This window comes from Desulfobacterales bacterium (genome assembly GCA_029211065.1).
Taxonomy (GTDB): domain Bacteria; phylum Desulfobacterota; class Desulfobacteria; order Desulfobacterales; family JARGFK01; genus JARGFK01.
In genome coordinates this window covers 1-19,958 of the sequence record JARGFK010000054.1, presented here as the reverse complement: position 1 = coordinate 19,958, position 19,958 = coordinate 1, and the positions used below count along the sequence as shown (strand labels likewise).

Annotated in this window: 25 protein-coding genes; 19 read left to right on the top strand and 6 right to left on the bottom strand. The window is 50.5% G+C overall.

Annotation, left to right across the window (positions count from 1 at the left end):
* Window positions 1-455 precede the first annotated feature (455 nt).
* Window positions 456-1,790: a sigma-54 dependent transcriptional regulator gene (locus P1P89_12960; protein MDF1592419.1), complete on the bottom strand. Its 1,335-nt coding sequence runs from the start codon at window positions 1,788-1,790 to the stop codon at window positions 456-458.
* Window positions 1,791-2,202: 412 nt separating this feature from the next.
* On the opposite strand from P1P89_12960, the gene P1P89_12955 reads away from it, so the two are divergent.
* Genes P1P89_12955 through P1P89_12940 form a run of 4 tightly spaced genes read left to right on the top strand, consistent with a single transcriptional unit; the run spans window position 2,203 to window position 7,198 of the window.
* Window positions 2,203-3,180 (top strand): lysophospholipid acyltransferase family protein, encoded by a 978-nt coding sequence (locus P1P89_12955; protein MDF1592418.1) that lies wholly within the window; start codon window positions 2,203-2,205, stop codon window positions 3,178-3,180.
* A gap of 26 nt (window positions 3,181-3,206) precedes the next feature.
* Window positions 3,207-5,210, top strand: coding sequence for an ATP-binding protein (locus P1P89_12950; GenBank protein ID MDF1592417.1), 2,004 nt, complete (start codon window positions 3,207-3,209; stop codon window positions 5,208-5,210).
* A 1-nt stretch (window position 5,211) separates the two neighbouring features.
* Window positions 5,212-6,363: an enolase C-terminal domain-like protein gene (locus P1P89_12945; protein ID MDF1592416.1), complete on the top strand. Its 1,152-nt coding sequence runs from the start codon at window positions 5,212-5,214 to the stop codon at window positions 6,361-6,363.
* Between the two features lie 7 nt (window positions 6,364-6,370).
* On the top strand, window positions 6,371-7,198 hold the full coding sequence (locus P1P89_12940) for a hypothetical protein (GenBank protein MDF1592415.1): 828 nt from the start codon (window positions 6,371-6,373) through the stop codon (window positions 7,196-7,198).
* Here the strand turns inward: P1P89_12940 and P1P89_12935 are convergent.
* Entirely contained in the window at window positions 7,195-8,019 is an 825-nt protein-coding gene (locus P1P89_12935; protein MDF1592414.1) for a purine-nucleoside phosphorylase, read from the bottom strand. The genes P1P89_12940 and P1P89_12935 overlap by 4 nt on opposite strands.
* Window positions 8,020-8,368: 349 nt before the next feature.
* On the opposite strand from P1P89_12935, the gene P1P89_12930 reads away from it, so the two are divergent.
* Entirely contained in the window at window positions 8,369-8,806 is a 438-nt protein-coding gene (locus tag P1P89_12930; GenBank protein ID MDF1592413.1) for a SoxR reducing system RseC family protein, read from the top strand.
* Window positions 8,807-8,911: 105 nt separating this feature from the next.
* Here the strand turns inward: P1P89_12930 and P1P89_12925 are convergent, their stop codons facing one another.
* Window positions 8,912-9,094 (bottom strand): hypothetical protein, encoded by a 183-nt coding sequence (locus P1P89_12925; protein ID MDF1592412.1) that lies wholly within the window; start codon window positions 9,092-9,094, stop codon window positions 8,912-8,914.
* A 219-nt stretch (window positions 9,095-9,313) separates the two neighbouring features.
* Here P1P89_12925 and queF point away from each other — a divergent pair, with 219 nt between their 5' ends.
* Window positions 9,314-9,721, top strand: a complete 408-nt coding sequence (gene queF, locus P1P89_12920; GenBank protein MDF1592411.1) for a preQ(1) synthase — start codon at window positions 9,314-9,316, stop codon at window positions 9,719-9,721.
* Complete coding sequence (locus P1P89_12915; GenBank protein ID MDF1592410.1) at window positions 9,718-10,647, top strand: hypothetical protein; 930 nt, start codon at window positions 9,718-9,720, stop codon at window positions 10,645-10,647. Before queF ends, P1P89_12915 begins: the two co-directional genes overlap by 4 nt.
* On the opposite strand, the gene dusB is transcribed toward P1P89_12915, so the two are convergent.
* The 3 genes from dusB to P1P89_12900 form a co-directional block, all read right to left on the bottom strand.
* Window positions 10,634-11,617, bottom strand: a complete 984-nt coding sequence (gene dusB, locus P1P89_12910) for a tRNA dihydrouridine synthase DusB (protein ID MDF1592409.1) — start codon at window positions 11,615-11,617, stop codon at window positions 10,634-10,636. The genes P1P89_12915 and dusB overlap by 14 nt on opposite strands.
* A 229-nt stretch (window positions 11,618-11,846) precedes the next feature.
* Window positions 11,847-12,725 (bottom strand): DUF1848 family protein, encoded by an 879-nt coding sequence (locus tag P1P89_12905; GenBank protein MDF1592408.1) that lies wholly within the window; start codon window positions 12,723-12,725, stop codon window positions 11,847-11,849.
* A 7-nt stretch (window positions 12,726-12,732) separates the two neighbouring features.
* The gene (locus tag P1P89_12900) at window positions 12,733-13,077 is read right to left on the bottom strand and encodes a hypothetical protein (protein ID MDF1592407.1); all 345 of its coding nucleotides are present in this window, start codon (window positions 13,075-13,077) and stop codon (window positions 12,733-12,735) included.
* Between the two features lie 477 nt (window positions 13,078-13,554).
* On the opposite strand from P1P89_12900, the gene P1P89_12895 reads away from it, so the two are divergent.
* The 12 genes from P1P89_12895 to P1P89_12840 all read left to right on the top strand — a co-directional run bounded on the left by P1P89_12895 (window position 13,555) and on the right by P1P89_12840 (window position 19,922).
* Entirely contained in the window at window positions 13,555-14,172 is a 618-nt protein-coding gene (locus tag P1P89_12895) for a lysophospholipid acyltransferase family protein (GenBank protein ID MDF1592406.1), read from the top strand.
* Between the two features lie 481 nt (window positions 14,173-14,653).
* A complete protein-coding gene (locus tag P1P89_12890) occupies window positions 14,654-15,055 on the top strand; it encodes a hypothetical protein (protein ID MDF1592405.1) in 402 nt (133 codons plus the stop codon).
* A gap of 7 nt (window positions 15,056-15,062) precedes the next feature.
* Window positions 15,063-15,476, top strand: a complete 414-nt coding sequence (locus P1P89_12885) for a hypothetical protein (GenBank protein ID MDF1592404.1) — start codon at window positions 15,063-15,065, stop codon at window positions 15,474-15,476.
* Between the two features lie 7 nt (window positions 15,477-15,483).
* Window positions 15,484-16,005: a DUF3786 domain-containing protein gene (locus P1P89_12880; protein MDF1592403.1), complete on the top strand. Its 522-nt coding sequence runs from the start codon at window positions 15,484-15,486 to the stop codon at window positions 16,003-16,005.
* 139 nt (window positions 16,006-16,144) lie between these two features.
* Window positions 16,145-16,666, top strand: a complete 522-nt coding sequence (locus P1P89_12875) for a universal stress protein (protein MDF1592402.1) — start codon at window positions 16,145-16,147, stop codon at window positions 16,664-16,666.
* 5 nt (window positions 16,667-16,671) lie between these two features.
* Window positions 16,672-17,046 (top strand): hypothetical protein, encoded by a 375-nt coding sequence (locus P1P89_12870; protein MDF1592401.1) that lies wholly within the window; start codon window positions 16,672-16,674, stop codon window positions 17,044-17,046.
* Window positions 17,047-17,069: 23 nt separating this feature from the next.
* A complete protein-coding gene (locus P1P89_12865; GenBank protein ID MDF1592400.1) occupies window positions 17,070-17,438 on the top strand; it encodes a 1-acyl-sn-glycerol-3-phosphate acyltransferase in 369 nt (122 codons plus the stop codon).
* 39 nt (window positions 17,439-17,477) lie between these two features.
* Entirely contained in the window at window positions 17,478-18,089 is a 612-nt protein-coding gene (locus P1P89_12860; protein MDF1592399.1) for a hypothetical protein, read from the top strand.
* Between the two features lie 176 nt (window positions 18,090-18,265).
* Window positions 18,266-18,688, top strand: a complete 423-nt coding sequence (locus P1P89_12855; protein MDF1592398.1) for a hypothetical protein — start codon at window positions 18,266-18,268, stop codon at window positions 18,686-18,688.
* Window positions 18,689-18,899: 211 nt separating this feature from the next.
* Window positions 18,900-19,148, top strand: a complete 249-nt coding sequence (locus P1P89_12850; protein ID MDF1592397.1) for a hypothetical protein — start codon at window positions 18,900-18,902, stop codon at window positions 19,146-19,148.
* Window positions 19,149-19,169: 21 nt separating this feature from the next.
* Window positions 19,170-19,442: a carboxymuconolactone decarboxylase family protein gene (locus P1P89_12845; protein MDF1592396.1), complete on the top strand. Its 273-nt coding sequence runs from the start codon at window positions 19,170-19,172 to the stop codon at window positions 19,440-19,442.
* A 204-nt stretch (window positions 19,443-19,646) separates the two neighbouring features.
* Window positions 19,647-19,922 (top strand): SDR family NAD(P)-dependent oxidoreductase, encoded by a 276-nt coding sequence (locus tag P1P89_12840; GenBank protein ID MDF1592395.1) that lies wholly within the window; start codon window positions 19,647-19,649, stop codon window positions 19,920-19,922.
* Window positions 19,923-19,958 lie beyond the last annotated feature (36 nt).

The following is a 19,958-nucleotide window of genomic DNA, read 5'->3' as shown; positions in this document are numbered from 1 at the left end:
ACAGTTCTGTCCAGATTATCCATAGCAATATTCATGCCACCGCAATATCCCTCTTGGAGCCCGTCCGACAACTCCCTCTCTCATCTTGGGAGAGGGTCGGGGTGAGGGTGTAACTAACTGAATTTATTTACCCCTCACCTAACCTCTCCCCGTCCCGCCTTGGCGGGAGAGAGGAATTATAGGTTATCGGACAGATTCCTTGGGTAACTGTTTTGCCGCAAAATGCATCTTTTTTCGGTTCGAGCGCCAACTTTGATGCACAGTTTTATGTGCACACCGCCGTCTGGGGTTTAAATCTTTGCCCGGAGGGTCCGGTTTTGTTTGTTCCGGAAGGGTTTGACGTTATTGGAATACCATTCACTGATGATACGTTCTGTGAAAGCAACAGGTATCAGGGATGCCGGCAATGGCGGAAGGATGGTTGACAGGGGGAAAATCGGGCGTGATAGCGCCGTTTATTTTATTTCAAATTCTTTTAATTTGGTTAAAAGCGTATTGCGATGGACACCGAGCTTGTCGGCGACAACTTTTCGATTGCCTTCATAAAAATCTATGAATTCAGTTATATATTGTTTTTCAAACGCTGTTACGGCATCCTTCAGGTTCATATTCCCGACCCCTCTTTTTGAGATGTTGATGACGGAAATATCCCTCAGCCGGATTACCGGCTCCGGTGTAATGGTCGCCAGCCGCTCAACCAGATTTTGGAGTTCCCGCACATTTCCGGGCCAATCATATTTTACCAGGGATTGCAAGGCCTCTTCAGAAAACTTCTTTTCAGGTCTACCGGTATGCTGGGACTGCAGTTTCAGAAAATGATCAAGCAGCAGGGGGATGTCGCTGCGACGTTCTCTTAAGGGGGGCAATTCGATGGGAAAAACATTGAGCCGGTAGAAGAGGTCCTCCCTGAATTCTCCTTTTTCAATCAGCTTATGGATGTCTCTATTGGAAGCCGCCACAAATCTGATATCGACCTTGATGACCTTCGTGCTGCCCAGGCGCTCAAATTCTTTTTCCTGTATAACCCGGAGAAGGTTGGCCTGCATACCGATATCGAGGGAATCGATATCATCCAGAAAAACCGTTCCATTGTTGGCGATCTCCAGTTTGCCCAAGCGCGAATCAACGGCCCCGGTAAAGGCGCCCCGGATATGGCCGAAAAGTTCACGCTCCATCAGCGATACCGGTATGGCGGCACAGTTGATGACCACAAACGGCTGATTTTTCCGCGGACCGCGGTTGTGAATCGCCCGGGCCACCAGCTCTTTGCCGGTCCCGCTCTCCCCCTGAATCAAAACCGTACCGTCGCCGCGGGATATGGTGGTAATCAACTCAAAAACCGCGCTCATTTTTTTATCGTTTCCCACCATTTTTTCAAAAGGCTGAACCCGTTTCAGCTCATCCCTGAGATAGGTAACTTCTTTAACCAGTCGTCTTTTTTCCAGCGCCCGGTTGATAACCGTCAGAACCTCTTCCACGTCAAAGGGCTTGATCACATATTCATAAGCGCCGGATTTAATCGCCTGTACGGCGGTTTGAATAGATTTTACCGCAGTTACCATGATAATTTCCACGCCGGGGTCCATCTCTTTGAGCTTACGCAACAGATCCACACCGCCCACATCGGGCAAACGGATATCCAGCAGGACCAGGTCTACATAGTTTTTTGAAAAAATATCGATGGCTTCTTTCCCTGTCTGGGCCATCAACACCTGATAGTGGTCCTTTAATACAATGTTAAAGGATTCTCTTACACCACGCTCATCATCAACAACCAAAATCGTATCCATAATATCCACAATTCCTTATGACCGCTTTCAAGATGGCCAACCGCTTGGAAAAAGCACCTGTAATGGTTCTCAAACTGCCATATCTTGCGCATCGGGTCAAGATGTCAATGGCATGACACGGATGACCGTGCACAAAAAACTGTGCATTCATGCACATATTTTTGTGCACATCCCTACAGATGGCGCCAATCCTTAGCTTAATCGTCCTTCCGGATCGGTATCTAAAGCGGCAGGCAACAGAACCGTTTCCGTCTGAAAGCTTTAAAATCATGTAAGTTTAGAACTAATCTCCTATTTTTTTGAGATTTATCGAAAATAATGAAACTTTTTTCAAAAAAATTGATTTCTGGCACACAAATTGAGAGTAACAGAAGGTTGTAAGATCACATTTTGATTAATCAGGAGGTGGCGCATGCGTTTCAATTTAAGTTCTTTTTTGCAGATGCGGTTTAATTTTTATCTGATGCAAAAACTGGGGTGGTCATTTACTTATGTCTATGTTTTCCTGCTGGTAAAGATTTATTTTCTTATCAAAAGAAAAGAAAAACATAAAATCGCTGTGTCGATTCAGTCTGTTTTTGAAAATCATAAAAACCCGACCGATATTAAATTCCTCAAAAAAGCGGTTTACCGGGGGATCTTTGCCCATTATTATGAAAAAATCATTAACGCCTTTTCTCCGGCGGAAACACTGCGGTCTTTTTTCGAGACCCATGTGGAGCTCGAAGGCAAAGAAGCATTGGACCAGGCCCTTGCCGGCGGCAAGGGCGTCCTGCTGGTCACCGGACACTTCGGCGGTGTCGAATATATGCCCCTTTATCTGGGGTTTCAAAATTATCCGGTCAGCATGGTCGTCAGATTCACCTCCGAAAAACTGCGATCCATGTCGCTGGATCAGGCCGCCAAATTCGGGATAGAAATCATTGATTCGGACCAAACCCCCAACATGATGAAGGCGATCATTGACAGCCTCAAGAGAAACCGGATTGTCATCACCCAGTGTGATGAAATTGACGAGTGGCGGCCTTCCCGCCAGGACAAAATATATTTCCTGGGCAAGCAGACGTTCCTGGATAAGACCCTCAATGTGCTGTCAAAACGGGCGGCGGCGCCGGTGGTTTTCGGAGTCATGCACCGCAGCGATAATCACCGTTACAAATTCATGGCAACTTCCTGGGAAAGCATGTCCCGGCAATTTAAGCGGTCCGCTCACACGCCCATGGCTGAAGTTCTTTTAAAGTTTTTGGAACGATATATATACATTCACCCGGAAGAATGGTATCAATGGAAAAAATACCCGGCCATCGAAACGGTTCCGGCCTTCACTGTTGCAACCCCGCTACCGTCATCGGCCCCGCTGCTGGAGCCTTCCTTTAGCGAGGCTGCCTGACAGATATTTTCGGGCTATCCACCGATATGGAAAAAGAAACCAGCTGCATAAATTCATGGGTCATTCTGGATTATTTTAAAAAGCACAATGACGGCGACATTTCCTTGCTTTTAAACGACCTGCATCCGGAAATCGACTGTCTGCCCGACCCGGAGGGGTTCTTAAAAGACCCCAACAACTGGATTTCCTGCAAGGTTATCTCCAAACTGTTCCAGCGGGCCATCACCCACCTGAATGACCCCATGTCCCCTTACAGGATTGCCAGACACGCGGTGGAAACGGCCTCCCTGGGCTATGTCTTGCGGATATTCATCAAAGGATTCTGGTCCTATCAGACCGGGTTGAAACATATCCAGAAAATCAATGACAAATGGAACCGGAGCAAAAAGGTCGAACTGGTCCAAGCTCAAAAAAATGAAGCCGTTATCCGCCTGCATTGGGCCCCGCACATGCAGGTCACCAAACCGATCTGCCTCTACAACCAGGGCGCTTACACGTTTATGCCGCTTATCTGGGACGGGGTGCCCCTGCGGTTGGAAGAAAATTGTTGTTATTTTGAAGGCGCCCCCTATTGTGAATATAATCTCAAGTGGCCCCAGAGAAATCGACTGCTGGAAATTTATTCAAGATTTTTTACTTCCCGGACTGTCTTGAAAGACGCCATCAGGGAAATGGAGCAGGACAAGCGGACTATTGAACTGAAGTATGAAGAGGTCAATCGCCTCAACAAGGAGCTGAACCAGAAAATAAAACAGCTGCTGGCCATTCAGGAAACCGGCAGGGCCATTTTGTCCGTTCTGGATATCAAAGAGCTCCTGAGCGACATTATGAACATCATTTATAATGTCTGCCGCATCAACCGGGCCATTGTCATGCTGGTGGATGAAGAGGGCAATTATCTCGAATATATTCATGGCGTGGGCTTCGGCGATGACGTACGCGAAGTCCTGCGCGGCTACAAGGTGCCCCTGACCCGGGTCAGCAACATCGTGGTCCGGGTGGCACGAACCGGACAGCCCGAGTATGTCCATGATGTTGAAAACTCCAGCCTGCGAAAAGAAAATATCATCATCGCGCACGGCAAACCGACCTCCGCCTTTGTGGTGCCGCTGATTACCCGGTCTAAGGTAATTGGCGTCATCGCGACGGACGCGGTTGATGCAACCGGCATCCCCGAAGAGACCCGCGAGACCATGAAAATTTTCGCTTCCCAGATAGCCATCGCCATTGAAAATGCCAGGCTGTATAGCCGGTTGCAGAATCAAATGGAAGAGCTCAAGCGCTCCCAGGCCCTGCTGAGCCGGGCGGAAAAATTCTCTTTTCTGGGAAACCTGGCAGCCCGGCTGGCCCACGAAATAAAAAACCCCATGACGGCCATCGGCACCTTCATCCAGATGCTTCCCAAGAAATACGATGATGAAGAATTCAGAAAAGGATTTTATGAAATAGCGTCCGAAGAGACCCGCCGCGTCAACAACCTGATAACCGAACTGCTGGACCTGGTCAAAACGCGCGAAACCAATTTCGAATTAGGCGATCTGCATGCGCTCATAGACAAAATGATTCTGCTGGTCTCGCCCCAGAGCAATTCCAAAAAGATACAAATTCTGCGGCAGTTCAGTCCGGATATTCCGCCCGTATGGATGGATACTGAAAAAATGAAAGAAACTGTGTTGAACATTCTTTCAAATGCCATCGACTTCAGTTATGAAAACGGTACCATCCAGATAGCGACCCGGCAGTTTTTCACCAGGAGAAACAGCGCCGACATCCAGATCGAAATCACGGACAACGGGCCGGGGATCCCTGCCGGTGTCATCAATGAAATTTTCGACCCATATTTCACCACCAAGCATAAAAGCACCATCCACAGCGGCACCGGCTTGGGACTTTTTATCGCCCACCAGAATATCGTCGATCACGGCGGGATCATCGAAGTCAACAGCAAACCCGATGAGGGCGCCGCGTTCATCATGACCCTGCCGCTAAAACCGTCTTCTGTCGATACCGCATCAGGGAAAGACGCTTAACTTGAAGATACATCAGATAAATCTTTTCCCGGTCATATTGCCGTTCGTAGGTGACTTTTCACATTCTCTCAAAAAAGGGTCTTCCGCCGCCAACGTTATCGCCGAAGTGATTTGCCGCAGAGACGGCCCCAGGGGCTACGGTGAAGCTGCGCCGCGGCCGTATGTCACAGGCGAAACCACCCAAAGCGTCTTATCGCACCTGTCGCTCCTGACCCGCCGACCCGACTTTCCCTGGGACCTGGAAGACATTTCCCAGGTAAGATCATTTATCGCTGCGCTCCCCGCCGATAAAACCCGGAACGCAGCCATCTGTGCCATTGAGACAGCCCTGCTGGATGCCCTGGGGAAAAGCCGGGACATCCCTATACTTGAATATTTCCCGAAAAGTCATCGGACGGACAGCGTCGTTTACGGTGCTGCCATTCACCTGGGAAGCACGGAAACCATCACTGAGCGCAGCCGCATGATCAAGCGACTGGGGATCCGCCAGGTCCGGGTTAAAATGGATCGTGATTTTCATGGCAACAGCCGGACCATTGAAACCGTCATCTCCATCCTGGGACCGGACTGCGATCTGCGAATCGACGTAAACGGCGCCTGGGACGATAGGCTGGCCCTTAAACATATCCCCCTGCTGACAGCGCTCCCGGTCAAGGTGGTCGAACAACCGCTGGATCCCGCAAGTGCCGCGCTGCCCGAATTTTCCGCCGCCATGGCGGCGAAGAACATCCGTCTGATGGCGGACGAATCGGCCTGTTCCCTGCCGGACGCAGCGGAGATCCTTGCAGATGGATTTTACGATATGATCAACATCAGGTTGTCCAAATGCGGCGGATTTCACAGATCCCTGGCCATCATCGATTTTTTGCGGTCCCATGGGCTGTATTTCCAGGTCGGCTGTCAGTTGGGAGAATCCGGCCTGCTCTCAGCCGCCGGCAGAACCCTGGCCCTGTTATGCAGGGACGCCCTTTATGTAGACGGTTCCTACGATAAGTTTTTGTTAAAGGAAAACATTACCCTTGACAATGTGTCTTTCAATGCCGGGGGCCTGGCCGGCCCCTTAACCGGCCCCGGACTCGGCGTCCGGGTCAGCCCGCAACAGATTGAGCGGCTCAACCGCGGCCTATCCCGGGAAACCCTGTTACGGCCCTGAACAACCCATGGAGAACAACATAAATACCGCCCTGACCTATTCCGCCTGGAAAAAAGATTATCACCCGATCCTTTCCCAGTTTAATGCTAAAAAGCTCTTTGTGCTGTTTTCTGCGGGCAAAGACTCCTCCGTCGCCCTGGATTTCATTTTAAAGGCGGCCCCGGAATATGGGTTTGAAGTGGAAGCCCATGCCGGCGCCTTTCCGGTGCACCGCTACACCGCCGCGGAAAAAGAACGCATCAGCGCTTTCTGGCTGGAACGGGGAGCGGCCGTCAACTGGTACGATATGGACATTACCGACGAGGAAATACGGATAACCCCAAACCCTTGCCTGCCGTGCCAGGATGTCCGCAAGAAACTGCTCAAACAAATTTTATCCGCATCGGTGAAAGACTGGCAGCAGTTGGTCATCGTGGTCAGCTTCTCCCTGTGGGACATTGTCAGTTACTCCATAGAACATGTCCTGATGGACATTTATTCTCCCAATACTAATGAAAATGAAACTGTCGACAGCAAACGGTTCCGGGAGACCGCCCAGCGGTTTTATCCCCTGGTCAAAATGGAGGACGGCTATTCGATTTTCAGGCCGCTCATCCGTTACAACAACGCCGACATTCTTGAAGTGATCGCCCGTGAAGCCATTCCGCTCCTTTCGATACCGTGCGAATTCAAGGAATATCGCCCCAAACGGATTCTTCAGAGTTACTACGAAAAAATGGGAATGCATTTTGATTATCAGCGAGTCCTGGATTTTGCAGCGAACGCTCTAAAGCTGCCGGACCTGTCGGTCTATACCGGAATGGATAAGGAAGAATATTTGCAGAAATTCTTTTAAAGCCCTCTGACAACAGCGGCTATAATCGCTCCCAGTTTCGGCGCCGCCCCCCGGGCCAGGGCAATGATTTCAGCCGCCGTTGCCGCGACCGGCCGGTCCGGGTCGTGCACATTGGTGATGACCGACAACCCCAATATGCGCATGCGGGCCTGAACCGCCGCAAGCACCTCCTGAACCGTTGAAAACCCCACGGCATCTGCTCCGATTCTTTGAAGATAACGAACTTCCGCCGGTGTTTCTAAGGCAGGCCCCGTTGATCCGGCATATACCCCCTGGCGCAAGGACAACCCCTCAGCCTTTGCCGCCGTTTGCGCCAGCGCTATCAGGTTTCGATCATACGTCGCTGACATGTCGGGAAACCTTTCCCCCCACCCGTCTTCATGGGGCCCGATCAACGGACTGGTACCGGTCAGATTGATATGATCCGTGATCGTCATGATATCTCCCGGCCGAAACAGGGGGTTCAGTCCGCCGGCCGCATTGGTCAGGATCAGCCGCCGTACACCGAGTTCCTGTAGTACCCGCAGCGGAAATGTGACTTCAACCGGCGTGTAGCCTTCATACAGGTGCAACCGTCCCTGCAGGACGATGACCTGCTTGCCCTGGATCACACCGGCCAGAAGCCGGCCCGGATGGCTTTCGGTGGTGGCTGCCGGAAATCCGGGGATTTCACCATACTGCAGGGACGACTCAACCTGTATCGCCCCGACGCTCTCCCCCAGACCCGTTCCGGTTACAAGCCCTAAAACGGCCGGTTTGTCGATTCGGGCTTTTATATATCGGACCGCTTCCAGAACACGGGACCGGTTCTCTGATATCATGGGACGCCTCTATGATGTTTGTTGGTTTATAATGAAGCTCCCCGCAGCCAGCTGCGAGGTATCAAAGCGGAATTGCGCCGTAGCTTTAACCCGCCTACGCTCAGTTGAGCTTCGGCGCGGTTCACCTCGCCTTTCATCCCTGCTGCAAGCAGCAGGGTATTCAGGCGAAGGCGAATAAAACAACCATATTCCACCCATAACGAGCCGTCAAGCCCTCTAACCCTTTTCGTCAAAGGAATCTTTCAGCAATTCATTGTGAATTACTGAGAATCCCCCGGCTTGCTTGACTTTTAAAAACGATTGTGAAAGGAACCAGACTTCAAAGGCAAATATATTGAGGAGCTTAAAGGTGGCAACTGAAGAAGGCATTGTCTGCAAAGTAGACGCAACCACCGCGTGGATCACCACTACGCGGTCCAGCGCCTGCGAAAACTGCGCATCCAAAGGGTCCTGCAGCACCCTGGAGAGCGGGAGGGAGATGGAGGTTCAGGCCGTCAACACCGGCGGCGCCCAGGCAGGCGACCGGGTCGTCATCAGGTTTGAATCCGCATCCTTGTTTAAACTCTCATTTCTGCTCTATATTTTTCCGATTCTGGCCATGTTTGCCGGCGCGCTGCTGGGGCAAACCGCCGCACCGTTTCTGAATGTTGATGTTACAGCCCTGTCGGTGATCTGCGCTTTTTTATTTTTCCTGCTCGCTTTTGGACTGATACGGTTGAGTGGAAACCGTCTGGCCCAAAAAGATGAATACCGCCCCAAAATCGTCCGTATTTTGAAAAGGTCCTGAAACCCTGAGCGGACGAAGCCCGGCCGAAGCCTTATGCCTGCTGCAACCACCCTTGAATGATGGTCTGCACAGACAGGTCTAAAAGATCCCACCGGCTGCTGTCGGCTACTTTGCTTTTCCGGCCGGCGGTTCCGGAATGCTGTCGGGATTTTTGACTGCTTTGGTGATGGTGCGATACACGTTGGAGAACGCATCGTTAAAGGTGGCCGGATAAACCCGACCGACTTCGATGAATTTCACAAGGATTTCCTTGGTTGCCCTGAGAATCTGCTCGTCAATGGCGCTCATGGTTCACATCCTTTGTTGGCGTTATGGGTGATAAAGACAAACATTTAACAAAAACAATATCTTGTGTCAAGCCGACCCTCCGGCCGATTGGATTCTTCAGGGTTGTCGAACAGAATAATTGACAGCTGCGCAAGTATCACTTATGAATGCTTTCATTACACTATTTTAAAACGGTTCGGTATAGCCCAAACGGCAGCGAAAACTAACAAAGAGGAACATATGCCCACACCATCAGACCGCAAGATTCCATATACCATCGAAAGCCCGGACATCGTCCAAAAGGATGTGCTCGAAACCATTGCATACAAATATCACGGCCATAGGTCCATTGATATTACCATCCGCCAGCCGGAATACACCTCGGTCTGTCCCATGACCGGGTTGCCTGATGTCGGCGCTATAACCATCCGGTATCGGCCGGGAAAAAAAATAGTTGAACTAAAGTCCTTGAAATTTTATCTGCTGCAGTTCCGCAACGTCGGCATCTTTTATGAGCATGTCGTCAACCGGATTCTCGATGACCTGGTTGCGGTGCTGTCTCCACTGTGGCTGGAAGTAACCGGAGATTTTACCGCCAGGGGCGGCATCACCACCCAGGTCAAGGCCGTATACGAGGGCAAAAAATGAAAAATATTCTGCAGCAGATAACTTCTTTAATAACCCATACTTTTTTCACACTGCTGGTGCTGGCCGTTGGTCTTTCCGTCTTGAGCGGATGCGCGACCAGCCGGGGTGCCGCCGGCGACGGCGGGGGGACCTTAAAAAAGAAAGTGGCCATTACTGTATTTGAAAACAGAACCCAAATCGCATCGGATGAAATCAGAGAAAGTTTTCACCGGCAGTTCACCGCCAAGCTGACCCGGGCCTGCTCGGACACGTTGCTGGTAACACCGGAAGAAAAAACTTTTCCGGATTATTTGAAAACATTGCCGCGGCTGCCATCCGGTCTGATAGACAATTACGCTTTGGCGGTAACCGGCCGAAAATACGGTTTTAACGCCATCGTCACCGGAACTCTGCTGGATATCAAAATAGATGAGGAAGCCTACGGGTTCTGGTGGTTCAAAGGCTCCCGTCCGTATATCGAACTGCTGGTGGGGGTGGAGGCATTGGACACTGAAACCGGCGCCAAAATTCTGGATGAACGCTTTGTCCGGAAAATCAAAATTCGTCAAGATGAGTTTGAGTCGCTGCGGTCAACAGAAACCCGCACGCTTCCGTTATTGACGAAACCGCTGCAGCAGATTGCCGATGATATGGGCGTATCCATTTGCGACGCCGTAAACGATCAGGCCTGGAAAGGATATATCATTTCCGTATTACCGGATAAGGTTATTCTATCCGCCGGCAAAGACAACGGTCTGACGCCCGGAGATATTCTTGAAGTCTATGACAGCGGCAGCACCATCAGCGGACATGCCGGCCAGCTGTTTTTCCGGCCCGGACTTAAAATCGGAGAAATCAGGATCACCGCGGTTTATCCCAACCGGTCCGAAGCAGTGGTGGTCTCCGGCACGAACATCACGGAGGGCTGCACGGTCAAACGCCGATAACGGCATTTTTTTCTACAAATTCAAAATAAGCGTCTATCAGGGTTTCAGCTTCGACCTGGGAGGTGACCTGCTTGATGGACTCCCGGAAACTGCTGTTGTGGGGCAGTCCTTTTACAAACCAGCCCAGGCGGCTGCGCATCATGTAGCAGGCATGCGCCTCCCCGATGTACTTTACCGATGCTTCCAGGTACTCCCGCATGGTTTGCCGGCGCAGGGCAAGGTCCGTCCGGGGCGGCAATTCACCTTTGAGGCGGGCGATCACCTCTGAAAATATAAAGGGGTTTCCAATGGCCGCCCTACCGATCATAACCGCGTCGCAACCCGTACTTTCCATCATTAACAGTGCGTCCTCCCCGGTTGCGATGTCCCCGTTTCCGATGACCGGCAGAGAGATTTCTTTTTTGACCGCCCCAATCAGGGACCAGTCCGAACTCCCCCCAAATCTCTGGGTAGCGCTGCGCGGGTGCAGAGCCACCGCATCTACACCGCACCCCTGGGCGATCCTGGCAAGCTCCCGGGCCTGCTGACCGCTGGTGTCCCAGCCCGAGCGCATCTTGATGGTCAGCGGAATTTTTACTGCTTTGCGGACCGCTGTGATCAACTTTTCAGCCCGCTGCGGCTCCCGCATCAAGGCGACGCCGGAACCGGTTTTTATAATCTTTTTGACCGCACAGCCGAAATTGATATCGACGATGTCGGCGCCCCGTGACTCAATTATCAGCGCAGCCTCCGCCATGACGGCCGGATCCGCTCCGAATAGCTGCACCGACAGCGGTTTTTCCTGGGGCGCACTGTCCAACATCCCCAGCGTTTTGCCGGAATTTCGCACCAGCCCAACCGCGCTGATCATCTCGGAGCACACCAAGCCGCAACCGTAAGATTTGGCCATCAGCCGGAACGGCAGGTTGCTGATCCCCGCCAGTGGGGCCAGTACGATATTATTTTCGAGTTGTACACTTCCGATTTTCATACTTTTTTTGTACCCTGACTCATTGGTATCCAAACCTATCTTAGGAGTAGGAGAATACATTCAATACCTGTACCCAATGCGCGTTTAAGTATTCAGGAATATTGGAATGGTGGAATATTGCAGATTTTCTTCCCCCCCAGTGTTCCATCATTCCATCATTCCGGTTTGTTCATGCAGATATCGGCTTAGTAACCAATTCATCAGCTGCCGGCAAACATTTGTCATCACCTCATACGGCGGCCGGATTGGCATAACAGAACAAACAACCATGATGACACGGCTGGGATTGATACGACCCGATGTCCACCGAAACCTTGCAGCCGCACCCGGATGCGACGCGCTGGCCCCTGTCTTTTCTGATTGACAGATTTCCGCCGTAAAGTTCTTTTAGAAAGTCATTGGGTATGCACGAACTCCCCCTGATGCCGGACCCGGACGGCAGAATACCCAGCAATTCCTTTTCACAACACAGAAAAAGCGCCATTTCCTTTTCCGCCAGTTCCCCGGCCATTTTAAGCACAATCTGTCGCTGATCTGCCGGGTCCGGATACAGGAAGCTAAACCCGGGGGTTTGGGCAATCCGACGGCGGATCTTGGCGTAATCATCCATGAAGCTGGTGATGCACCGTTCAATCCCGCAGCGGGCGGCGGCGGACGCGATGCGGCTAAAATCCGCCATATTGTTTCTAATCGTACCGTCCGCATCAGTGTAAAAGCAGATCGGATCAAAACGCCAGTTGACTGCCCGGTGGCCAAAGCGGCTGCAAAGTTCCCGGAGCTGCGCTAAGCGCTCTTCCAGTGGCGGAACCTTCGGCTCCAGCAGCGGCACGGCTGAATTGACCGTGAAATTAAAAAACAAGTGGTACCCCTCATGCTGCAGGGTTTCACCGAACCCGCCGTCCAGAAAAGGACCGAAATTTTTGGACCAGAACACAACGGTGTCTACACGGTCCGGTGATGCCGCAATCACCGAAGCCTGCCGGTTGAATGGATTGAGCACCTCAAAAAAACCCCGCTCGACCTGGGCCATGAACCACGGCAGGTAAAAAGCGGGTATATCCGTCCGGCGCGACGCCGAAATCACGATTTTAGCTGCGTTGTCCTTCACTGGTTGCCTACTTCTTCTTCAAATCCGCCAGTGATATCACCTTGGCCCCTTCTCTTTCCTGCGGCTTTTTCTTCGTTGTTTCCTCGTTGACCGCGGCCTTCTCAGTCCCACCCGGTTCGGCCGGCGCAACCACCTTTTCCAGGCGCATGCGCTTGCCGTTCATGGTAAACTCGTCGCCGTTGATGTAGACGTCCCGCAAAATCCAGGTCACCACCTGAAGCGGCACCTGCAAAAGCAGCAGTTTGATTCCGTACCAGCCGGCCTTGACGTCCGGGGCAATCTCTTCGACCCGGGCAAAAACCAGCGGTTTGTCTTCAAAATAGATCAGAACAATATCATTGATTGATGTCATCGCTAACCACCTTAAAAAGATGACCGGCCTATGGACGCCGGTGTCTGCATGGAATTTGGAGTGTCTGTTGCATACCCGTTGTTGCAACTGAAGGGTATAATGTTCATCAACTATAGCGGTTGTCAAAAAAACGTTCCCTTATCCACCGTTTTTTTACAACCGCTTATACCGCCATTCATTGTTTCGGAACTTTATTAAGGAAAGCGGTATAAACCCTATCGGACAGCTTCTGACGCCGTTCTAATTTCGCATGTCGGTATCGGTATCTCCGAAACAATAAAAACATAAATAGTCAAGGCGTGATTTTAAAACACCCGTCAACGGACGCCCCAACCTCTCTATATAGGACCCGTCGGCAACCGTCAATTATTGATTCGCTTTGTAAAAGAATTGTAAAAGCCAAAATAAACATATCCCTGATCGGCGCCGTCCGGTATGATGCATTACTTTTTTTTGCCAGAAGCAAAGGTTTTTATCATGTCCATACACAAAACACCCATCATCCGAACGGTAGCACGCTGGATGGCTCTCTTTTTTTTGAAATGTACCGGCTGGAGGGTTCAAGGCGAATGCCCGAATATACCCAAATATGTCATGATTGCCGCACCCCATACATCGAACTGGGATTTTATTTACGCCCTTGCCATCAGTTTGGTGTATCGCATCGATGTCCTGATCATGATGAAGGATTCCTGGTTTTTCTGGCCGCTGGGGCCGGTGTTCCGTTGGCTGGGCGCCATGCCCATCAACCGGAGCAAAGCCCATAACGTGGTCTTTCAAATGGTCGCGGCCTTTAAACACAAGACGGAAATGATCCTGATGGTGCCCCCTTCCGGGACCCGCAAAAAAGTCCTTTACTGGAAAACAGGGTTCTACCATATCGCCAATGGCGCCGGCGTCCCCATTGTCTTGGGATTTTTGGATTATCGGCTCAAAATAGGCGGAATCGGCCCGGTATTTCACCCCACCGGCAATCTCGAACAGGACCTGAAAACGATTCAAAAATTTTATCGCGATATTACCGGAAAGAACCCCTGTCAATCCTTTCAGATTCCTGCGGTTCAAAGCACTCATAGAAGTTCATCTGTTTCGTAAAATATTTTTCTCACAATTTTAACCGACTTTCGTTCCACACGAAAACATCGAGAATCGAATGCCCCTGCCCTTTTCCGCAAAATCACAATCAATCGAACCATAAAAGACATCCACCGGAATATCAGGATTTGTGTAAATCATAACCCAATTTACTAGCGTCTTAATATAATGCCGTTTGGCTGTTTTTGTTGACACGAATGGTTCATTAGATTAATAATTCTTTCAAGTTCAATCTCTGCATAATGCTTAAAGCTCGTGTAATATAAAATCATTTTGTTCATATTTTCGATAAACACTCTCAAAGTTCTTCGGCCCGGCAAGGATGAATGCTATTAAAGAATATAAAGCCGGTGGAATGGAACTGGGTTTATCCTGCAACTTTTTGAGACTGGTTGTACAAGCCCATCATGCAAAACGCTTATCAATTTTCTCAATGTAAATTTACCCAGCCCTTTAATGCCACGTTAGGATCCAAAAGGATATGAAGATCCTATTGATCTATGCTGCCGGCTGGTTAGGCATGGTATTTCTCGCTGTCCTGAACGGCGCCATACGCGAAAAGGTATATGGGCCGTTTATGCATGAGTTGTCAGCCCATCAAGTGTCAACCGTTACTGGAATTATTCTCTTTGGCGCATATATTTGGATTTTTACTGGAGTTTTCCGGATTGAATCATCAGGGCAAGCCGTCTCGATAGGTTGCATGTGGATGATCATGACCCTTTTGTTTGAATTCGGTTTCGGTCACTACGTTATGGGACATCCCTGGGGCAGACTCATTCGTGACTACAACCTAATTAAAGGCCGGGTCTGGCCGTTGGTGCTGATCTGGACGGCTATTGCGCCATATGTATTTTATCGGATTCGCCTGATAGTTGGTTGATCGACATATGGATAAAAAGTATTCAGATTCATTATTTCCGATTGGTATAGGAGCGAGTTTTGTTTGGACTCTTGTAATAATGCTCATAGCAGGGGCGATGGCAGGATTTCCTTTAGGGGACAAACATAACTTTAAACAACTTGGCGGTGTCCCGCTTTTGATTATATTTTTGGTCTTACTTGTAGGGCCGATACTTTACAATAGAAAAATATCTCGTTTTCAGAAAGACAAATGGGTGCTCGGTCAATTTGATGGCATAGGAATGATTCAGGGTTTGAGAGGGGCTTTTTTCAGACTGTTTGTTTATGAAGACGGAATGGAAATCAGTGGGTTGAAATATGACCGGTTTAATCGACAAAATTTATTTTCAAGAACTGTCCGAACAAGATCCGAAGAATGTTTGCAGGCGGGTATCGTGTAGCTACGAAGTGGAAAAAAAGTTTTACACCTTGTCGGTATGGGGCGACGAATACGCGATATCCGCTCATGAATCCAGAATATATCGTATTGCCGAAAATGTTCAAAGCCCCCATGATTTGTTTCATCTTTTCATTATCTATTATCTCCTTAAATCCAAAGATATTGAAATAAGCGGAGAATGGATTTCAGAAAAAGATATCCCCGGCGGCGCTACTTTTTTCCGTGGCCCGCACGAAATACCCACCCGTTTGATTTGCAGACAATTTAACAATAACGTTGAAGCGTTTCGAAACAAATGTGAGCAGCTTCATGGTTTACCAATGGATATGGCGGATGCTGCCTACAGATTCGAAATTACACCCCGCATTCCTGTATCTGTCCTGTATTGGGCAGGCGATGACGATTTCCCGCCGGAAGCAAAAATTCTTTACGACCGAACCATTACCGAACATCTTTCGACTGATATCATATTTGCGTTGGCTGTCGGAATTTGCACCAGAATCGGAGAGACGTTCGGCGTTGAACGTTAAAACCCAATCCCGTTTGACTTATACCGATAAGTTGTTCTATGAGAATTACACAGGGTGTCTTCAATTTTTTCGAGTTGATAGTGGCTGGACATTCAGTCTGCCCATTTTCACCGGACAATCATCATGCCAAGGGGGGTATATGTTGCTGCCAAAAGTGGAAATCAAAAAAATTCTATACGCCACAGATCTGTCGGAAAGTGCGCGCTATGCATATGCCTACGCGGTTAGCTTGGCCGACCACTACAGCGCTTCCATTACGATGGTGCATGTGCTTCACGATGCCCCCGGATTTGTCGAAAACCTCATCGGCGCCGACAAGTATGAAGAGATCAAAAAGAGGCACCACGATAACGCCCGGGAAGCACTGATCGGAAAGCGCAGGGAACACGTAATCATCAAGGAAATCCTCGACAAGTTCTGTACTGACATCAGGACGGACAAGCGTCTTCCCGACGTGGCAACCGACGAAATCCTCATCAGCGAAGGCAACCCGGCCGAACAAATTCTGCGTGCCGCCGAAGAAAGAGACTGCGATCTTATCGTCATTGGGACCCACGGTATCGGCGGAATTGTCGAAGCCATGATCGGCGGCACGGTTCGACAAGTTCTGCGACATTCGCGAAAACCGGTTTTGGCTATACGCCTGCCTGAAGAAAACTGAACAAAATGGCCGGACAAATAACAATTTCCACCTGGCTTTTTCTCCTGCTGGTGATCATAGCCGCCATCGCCGTGCTCGACCGGGTATTGATCCCCAGCAGCCGCTGGTTTTTGCGCCGGCGCATCAACCGGGTCATCGAGGAAATCGGCACCCGTCTGGATATCGAAATCCGGCCCTTCCAACTGACCAAACGGCAGGTCCTGGTCGACCGCCTGGCGTATGATCCCAAGGTTATCGAAGCGATCCAGAGCTACGCACGAGAGCACGACATGCCCTGGAAATCGTCCAGAACAAGGTTCTGGCCTACGCCCGGGAAATCGTACCCTCCTTTAACGCCTTTTTCTATTTCCGGACCGGATACTGGATCGCCAAAAAAATAGCGCGGCTTCTCTACCGCGTACGGGTGGGGCTTCTCAATGATGAGCAGTACCGTACGATCGATCCGAAGTCCACCGTCGTCTTTGTCATGAATCACCGCTCCAACATGGATTATATCCTGGTGGCTTTCCTGGCGGCGGAACGAACGACGCTTTCCTATGCCGTGGGGGAATGGGCCAAAATCTGGCCACTGCATATGCTGATCCGGTTCATGGGGGCTTTTTTTGTCCGGCGGGATTCAGGCAACCCCTTGTACCGGCGGGCTCTGGAACGCTATATTCACATGGCCACCCAGGAAGGTGTCTGCCAGGCCGTCTTTATAGAGGGCGGTCTGAGCCGCGACGGCAAATTGCGGCCGCCTAAACTGGGACTGATTGACTACATGCTCCGCTAGTATGAACCCGACAGCGACCGTGACATCGTCTTCATCCCGGTGGGAATTAACTATGACCGGACTATCGAAGACCGCAGCCTGCTGCGCGCCCTGGACCCCTCGGCCGAAAAACGCAGCCTGTGGTTCGTATTCCGGACCACCGGCAGCTTCATCCTGCGCAGTCTCTTTCAGATGATGCTCAGCCGCTGGCGCCGCTACGGTTTTGCCTGTGTCAATTTCGGAACCCCGCTGTCGGTCAAAACCTATTGCCGCGAACAGAAAGTGGACTTCAGCCGCCTGCCGCGGATCGAACGATTTCCGGAAATCGAAAAACTGTGCCGCCGGCTCATGCGCACGATTGCCGACGTCGTACCGGTACTGCCGGTTTCACTGGTGTGCAGGGTTTTTCTGGATGCCGGGGATACTGCCATCGATATCATGGACGTTGAAAGTCGCTGCAATCAATTAATAGCCAAACTCCAGGAAAGCGGCGCGCCCATTCTTGAAACACCGCGCAGCACCCGCGCCCATGCCATTGCCGACGCGGTGGATCTACTGATGCTTCGCGGCATTGTTGCGGAATCCGACGGAAAGTTCAAGGCGACGCCCGAAGAAGGGGCTATTTTAAATTATTACGCCAACGCCATCGGTCACTGGCTGCAACCTCATTAGTGTTTGAACGGGTTCAGGATTAATGAAAATTTGTTGATTTAGATGCTCATATCGTTCATAAAGTGTTTTGGTCCGAAAACGGTTTTTCTGACAAAAGATCCCCCAAACGCACCTATCAAAACGGTTGGGACGAAACTATTGCATAACGGTTAAATTTAGAACAGGATACGGAGATAATGAACAATCTTAATTTATCAGGACCTGAGAATGTCTGCAGAGAGATATCGAACGCGTTCAAGGGGGTATTGGCGTGGAAATGGGATGATCGCTTCCAAACCGTTCTGGCCGAGTTTAATGTCGACAACAAGGAGCGCATTCATAACCCCTTGGTGAGCCGTCTTGACAGGATATGGGACAGTTCTAATATTGACAAAGCGCCTGAAGCCGTGCAGACGATTATCAGCAGATTCGGCGGCATCATGCCCGGACAGCTTCTGTTCACCTCGGATCCAGGCCAGGATGCGCTTGCCTTTTGCGCCTGGTGGCCCTGGGGAAACGGGGAAACCATCTCCATCCGCCTTGCGGCCTTTTATCTAAAGCCTGTCGACGCAGATCCGACCCAAGGCGCCCATCGGCTTAAAGAATGGTTTGGGATCTGAAAATGAACCTCTTTTTCGGGGGACTCCAGTGTTTGGTTCTGATGATCACGGTGTTCATCTCAATCTTCAAACCCTGGAAAAAGGAAAAGGCTAAAACCTGATTCCCAGTTGCCGTTCGCGGCAGCGGCCGATCCATGTTTACAGGAAATCAGCATGCAAGACCGGAGGCGGGAATAACGGCAGGCTACCCCAATGAAAGGAGACCACACCCATGACCTGGACACCCTGGATTGAAACTGAACCGATTGACACGCCCAACGAAGCGGTTCGTGAGCTGTATCGCCAGACCCGGAACATATCCACGGGCCTTCCCCCCGATACGGTTCACCTCCACAGCCTGACGCCGGACATCGCCGGGTTGATCTACAAGCTCAGTCACATGATTCATGAAAGCGCCAATGGGCTGACCCTGCGGGAAAAGGAAATTGCCGCGCTGGTGGTTGCCTCGTTTAACGGCTGAGTGCACTGAACAGCCAGCCATCTGGCAGCCCTCGGTCGAGTGGCAAAAGATCCCAAACTGGCAAAACAGGTAAGCATCGACTTTACCAAAGCAGACCTGAGCCCGCGCGAACGACAGATCGCCGAATTCGCGGTCAAAGTCACGCGCTGCCCGGACAGCTGCAGCCGCGCCGACATGGACGCCCTCCGGAATGCGGGATTGAGCGACAAGGATATTTTAAGCCTGGTTCAGATTATCTCCTATTACAACATGAGCAACCGCTTTTTCGAAGCACTCAGCACGGTGGAGCCCTGACTTAGTCTGGTTTTTTGAAAATTCGTTCGCGTATTCTTCAATCTGAATTTAAAAACACATTCTTGAAAAATCCCCCTTATATAAAAAGGGGGAATTTTTGCCCCTCCCTTTTGTAAAGGGAGGCCGAGAGGGATTTTGGAATGTTAACGTATTTATGAAAATATGTATTTATCAAAAGAATACATTTATTGAAGAGGCTGGGTTATGGCAGATTTAAACCAGCAAATCGTCATCATAACCGGCGGCGCCCAGGGGATCGGAAAGGGCATCGCGCGCTACCTCCTTAAAAAAGGCGCCGGGGTCGTCATTGCCGACATCGACCGGGAAGCCGGACGGGAGTGCGTTTCCGAATTTAAAAATCCAAAGAATCTTTTCTTTATCCGGACGGATGTATCTGATGAAAAGTCCGTTGCCGCTTGTATTCGGAACACAATAAAAAAAAGTGGGTATGCACTTTACTCAACCGACCACATGGTGTAGTATGCGGTTATGGAGGAGCCAAGACACCCTGTTGCT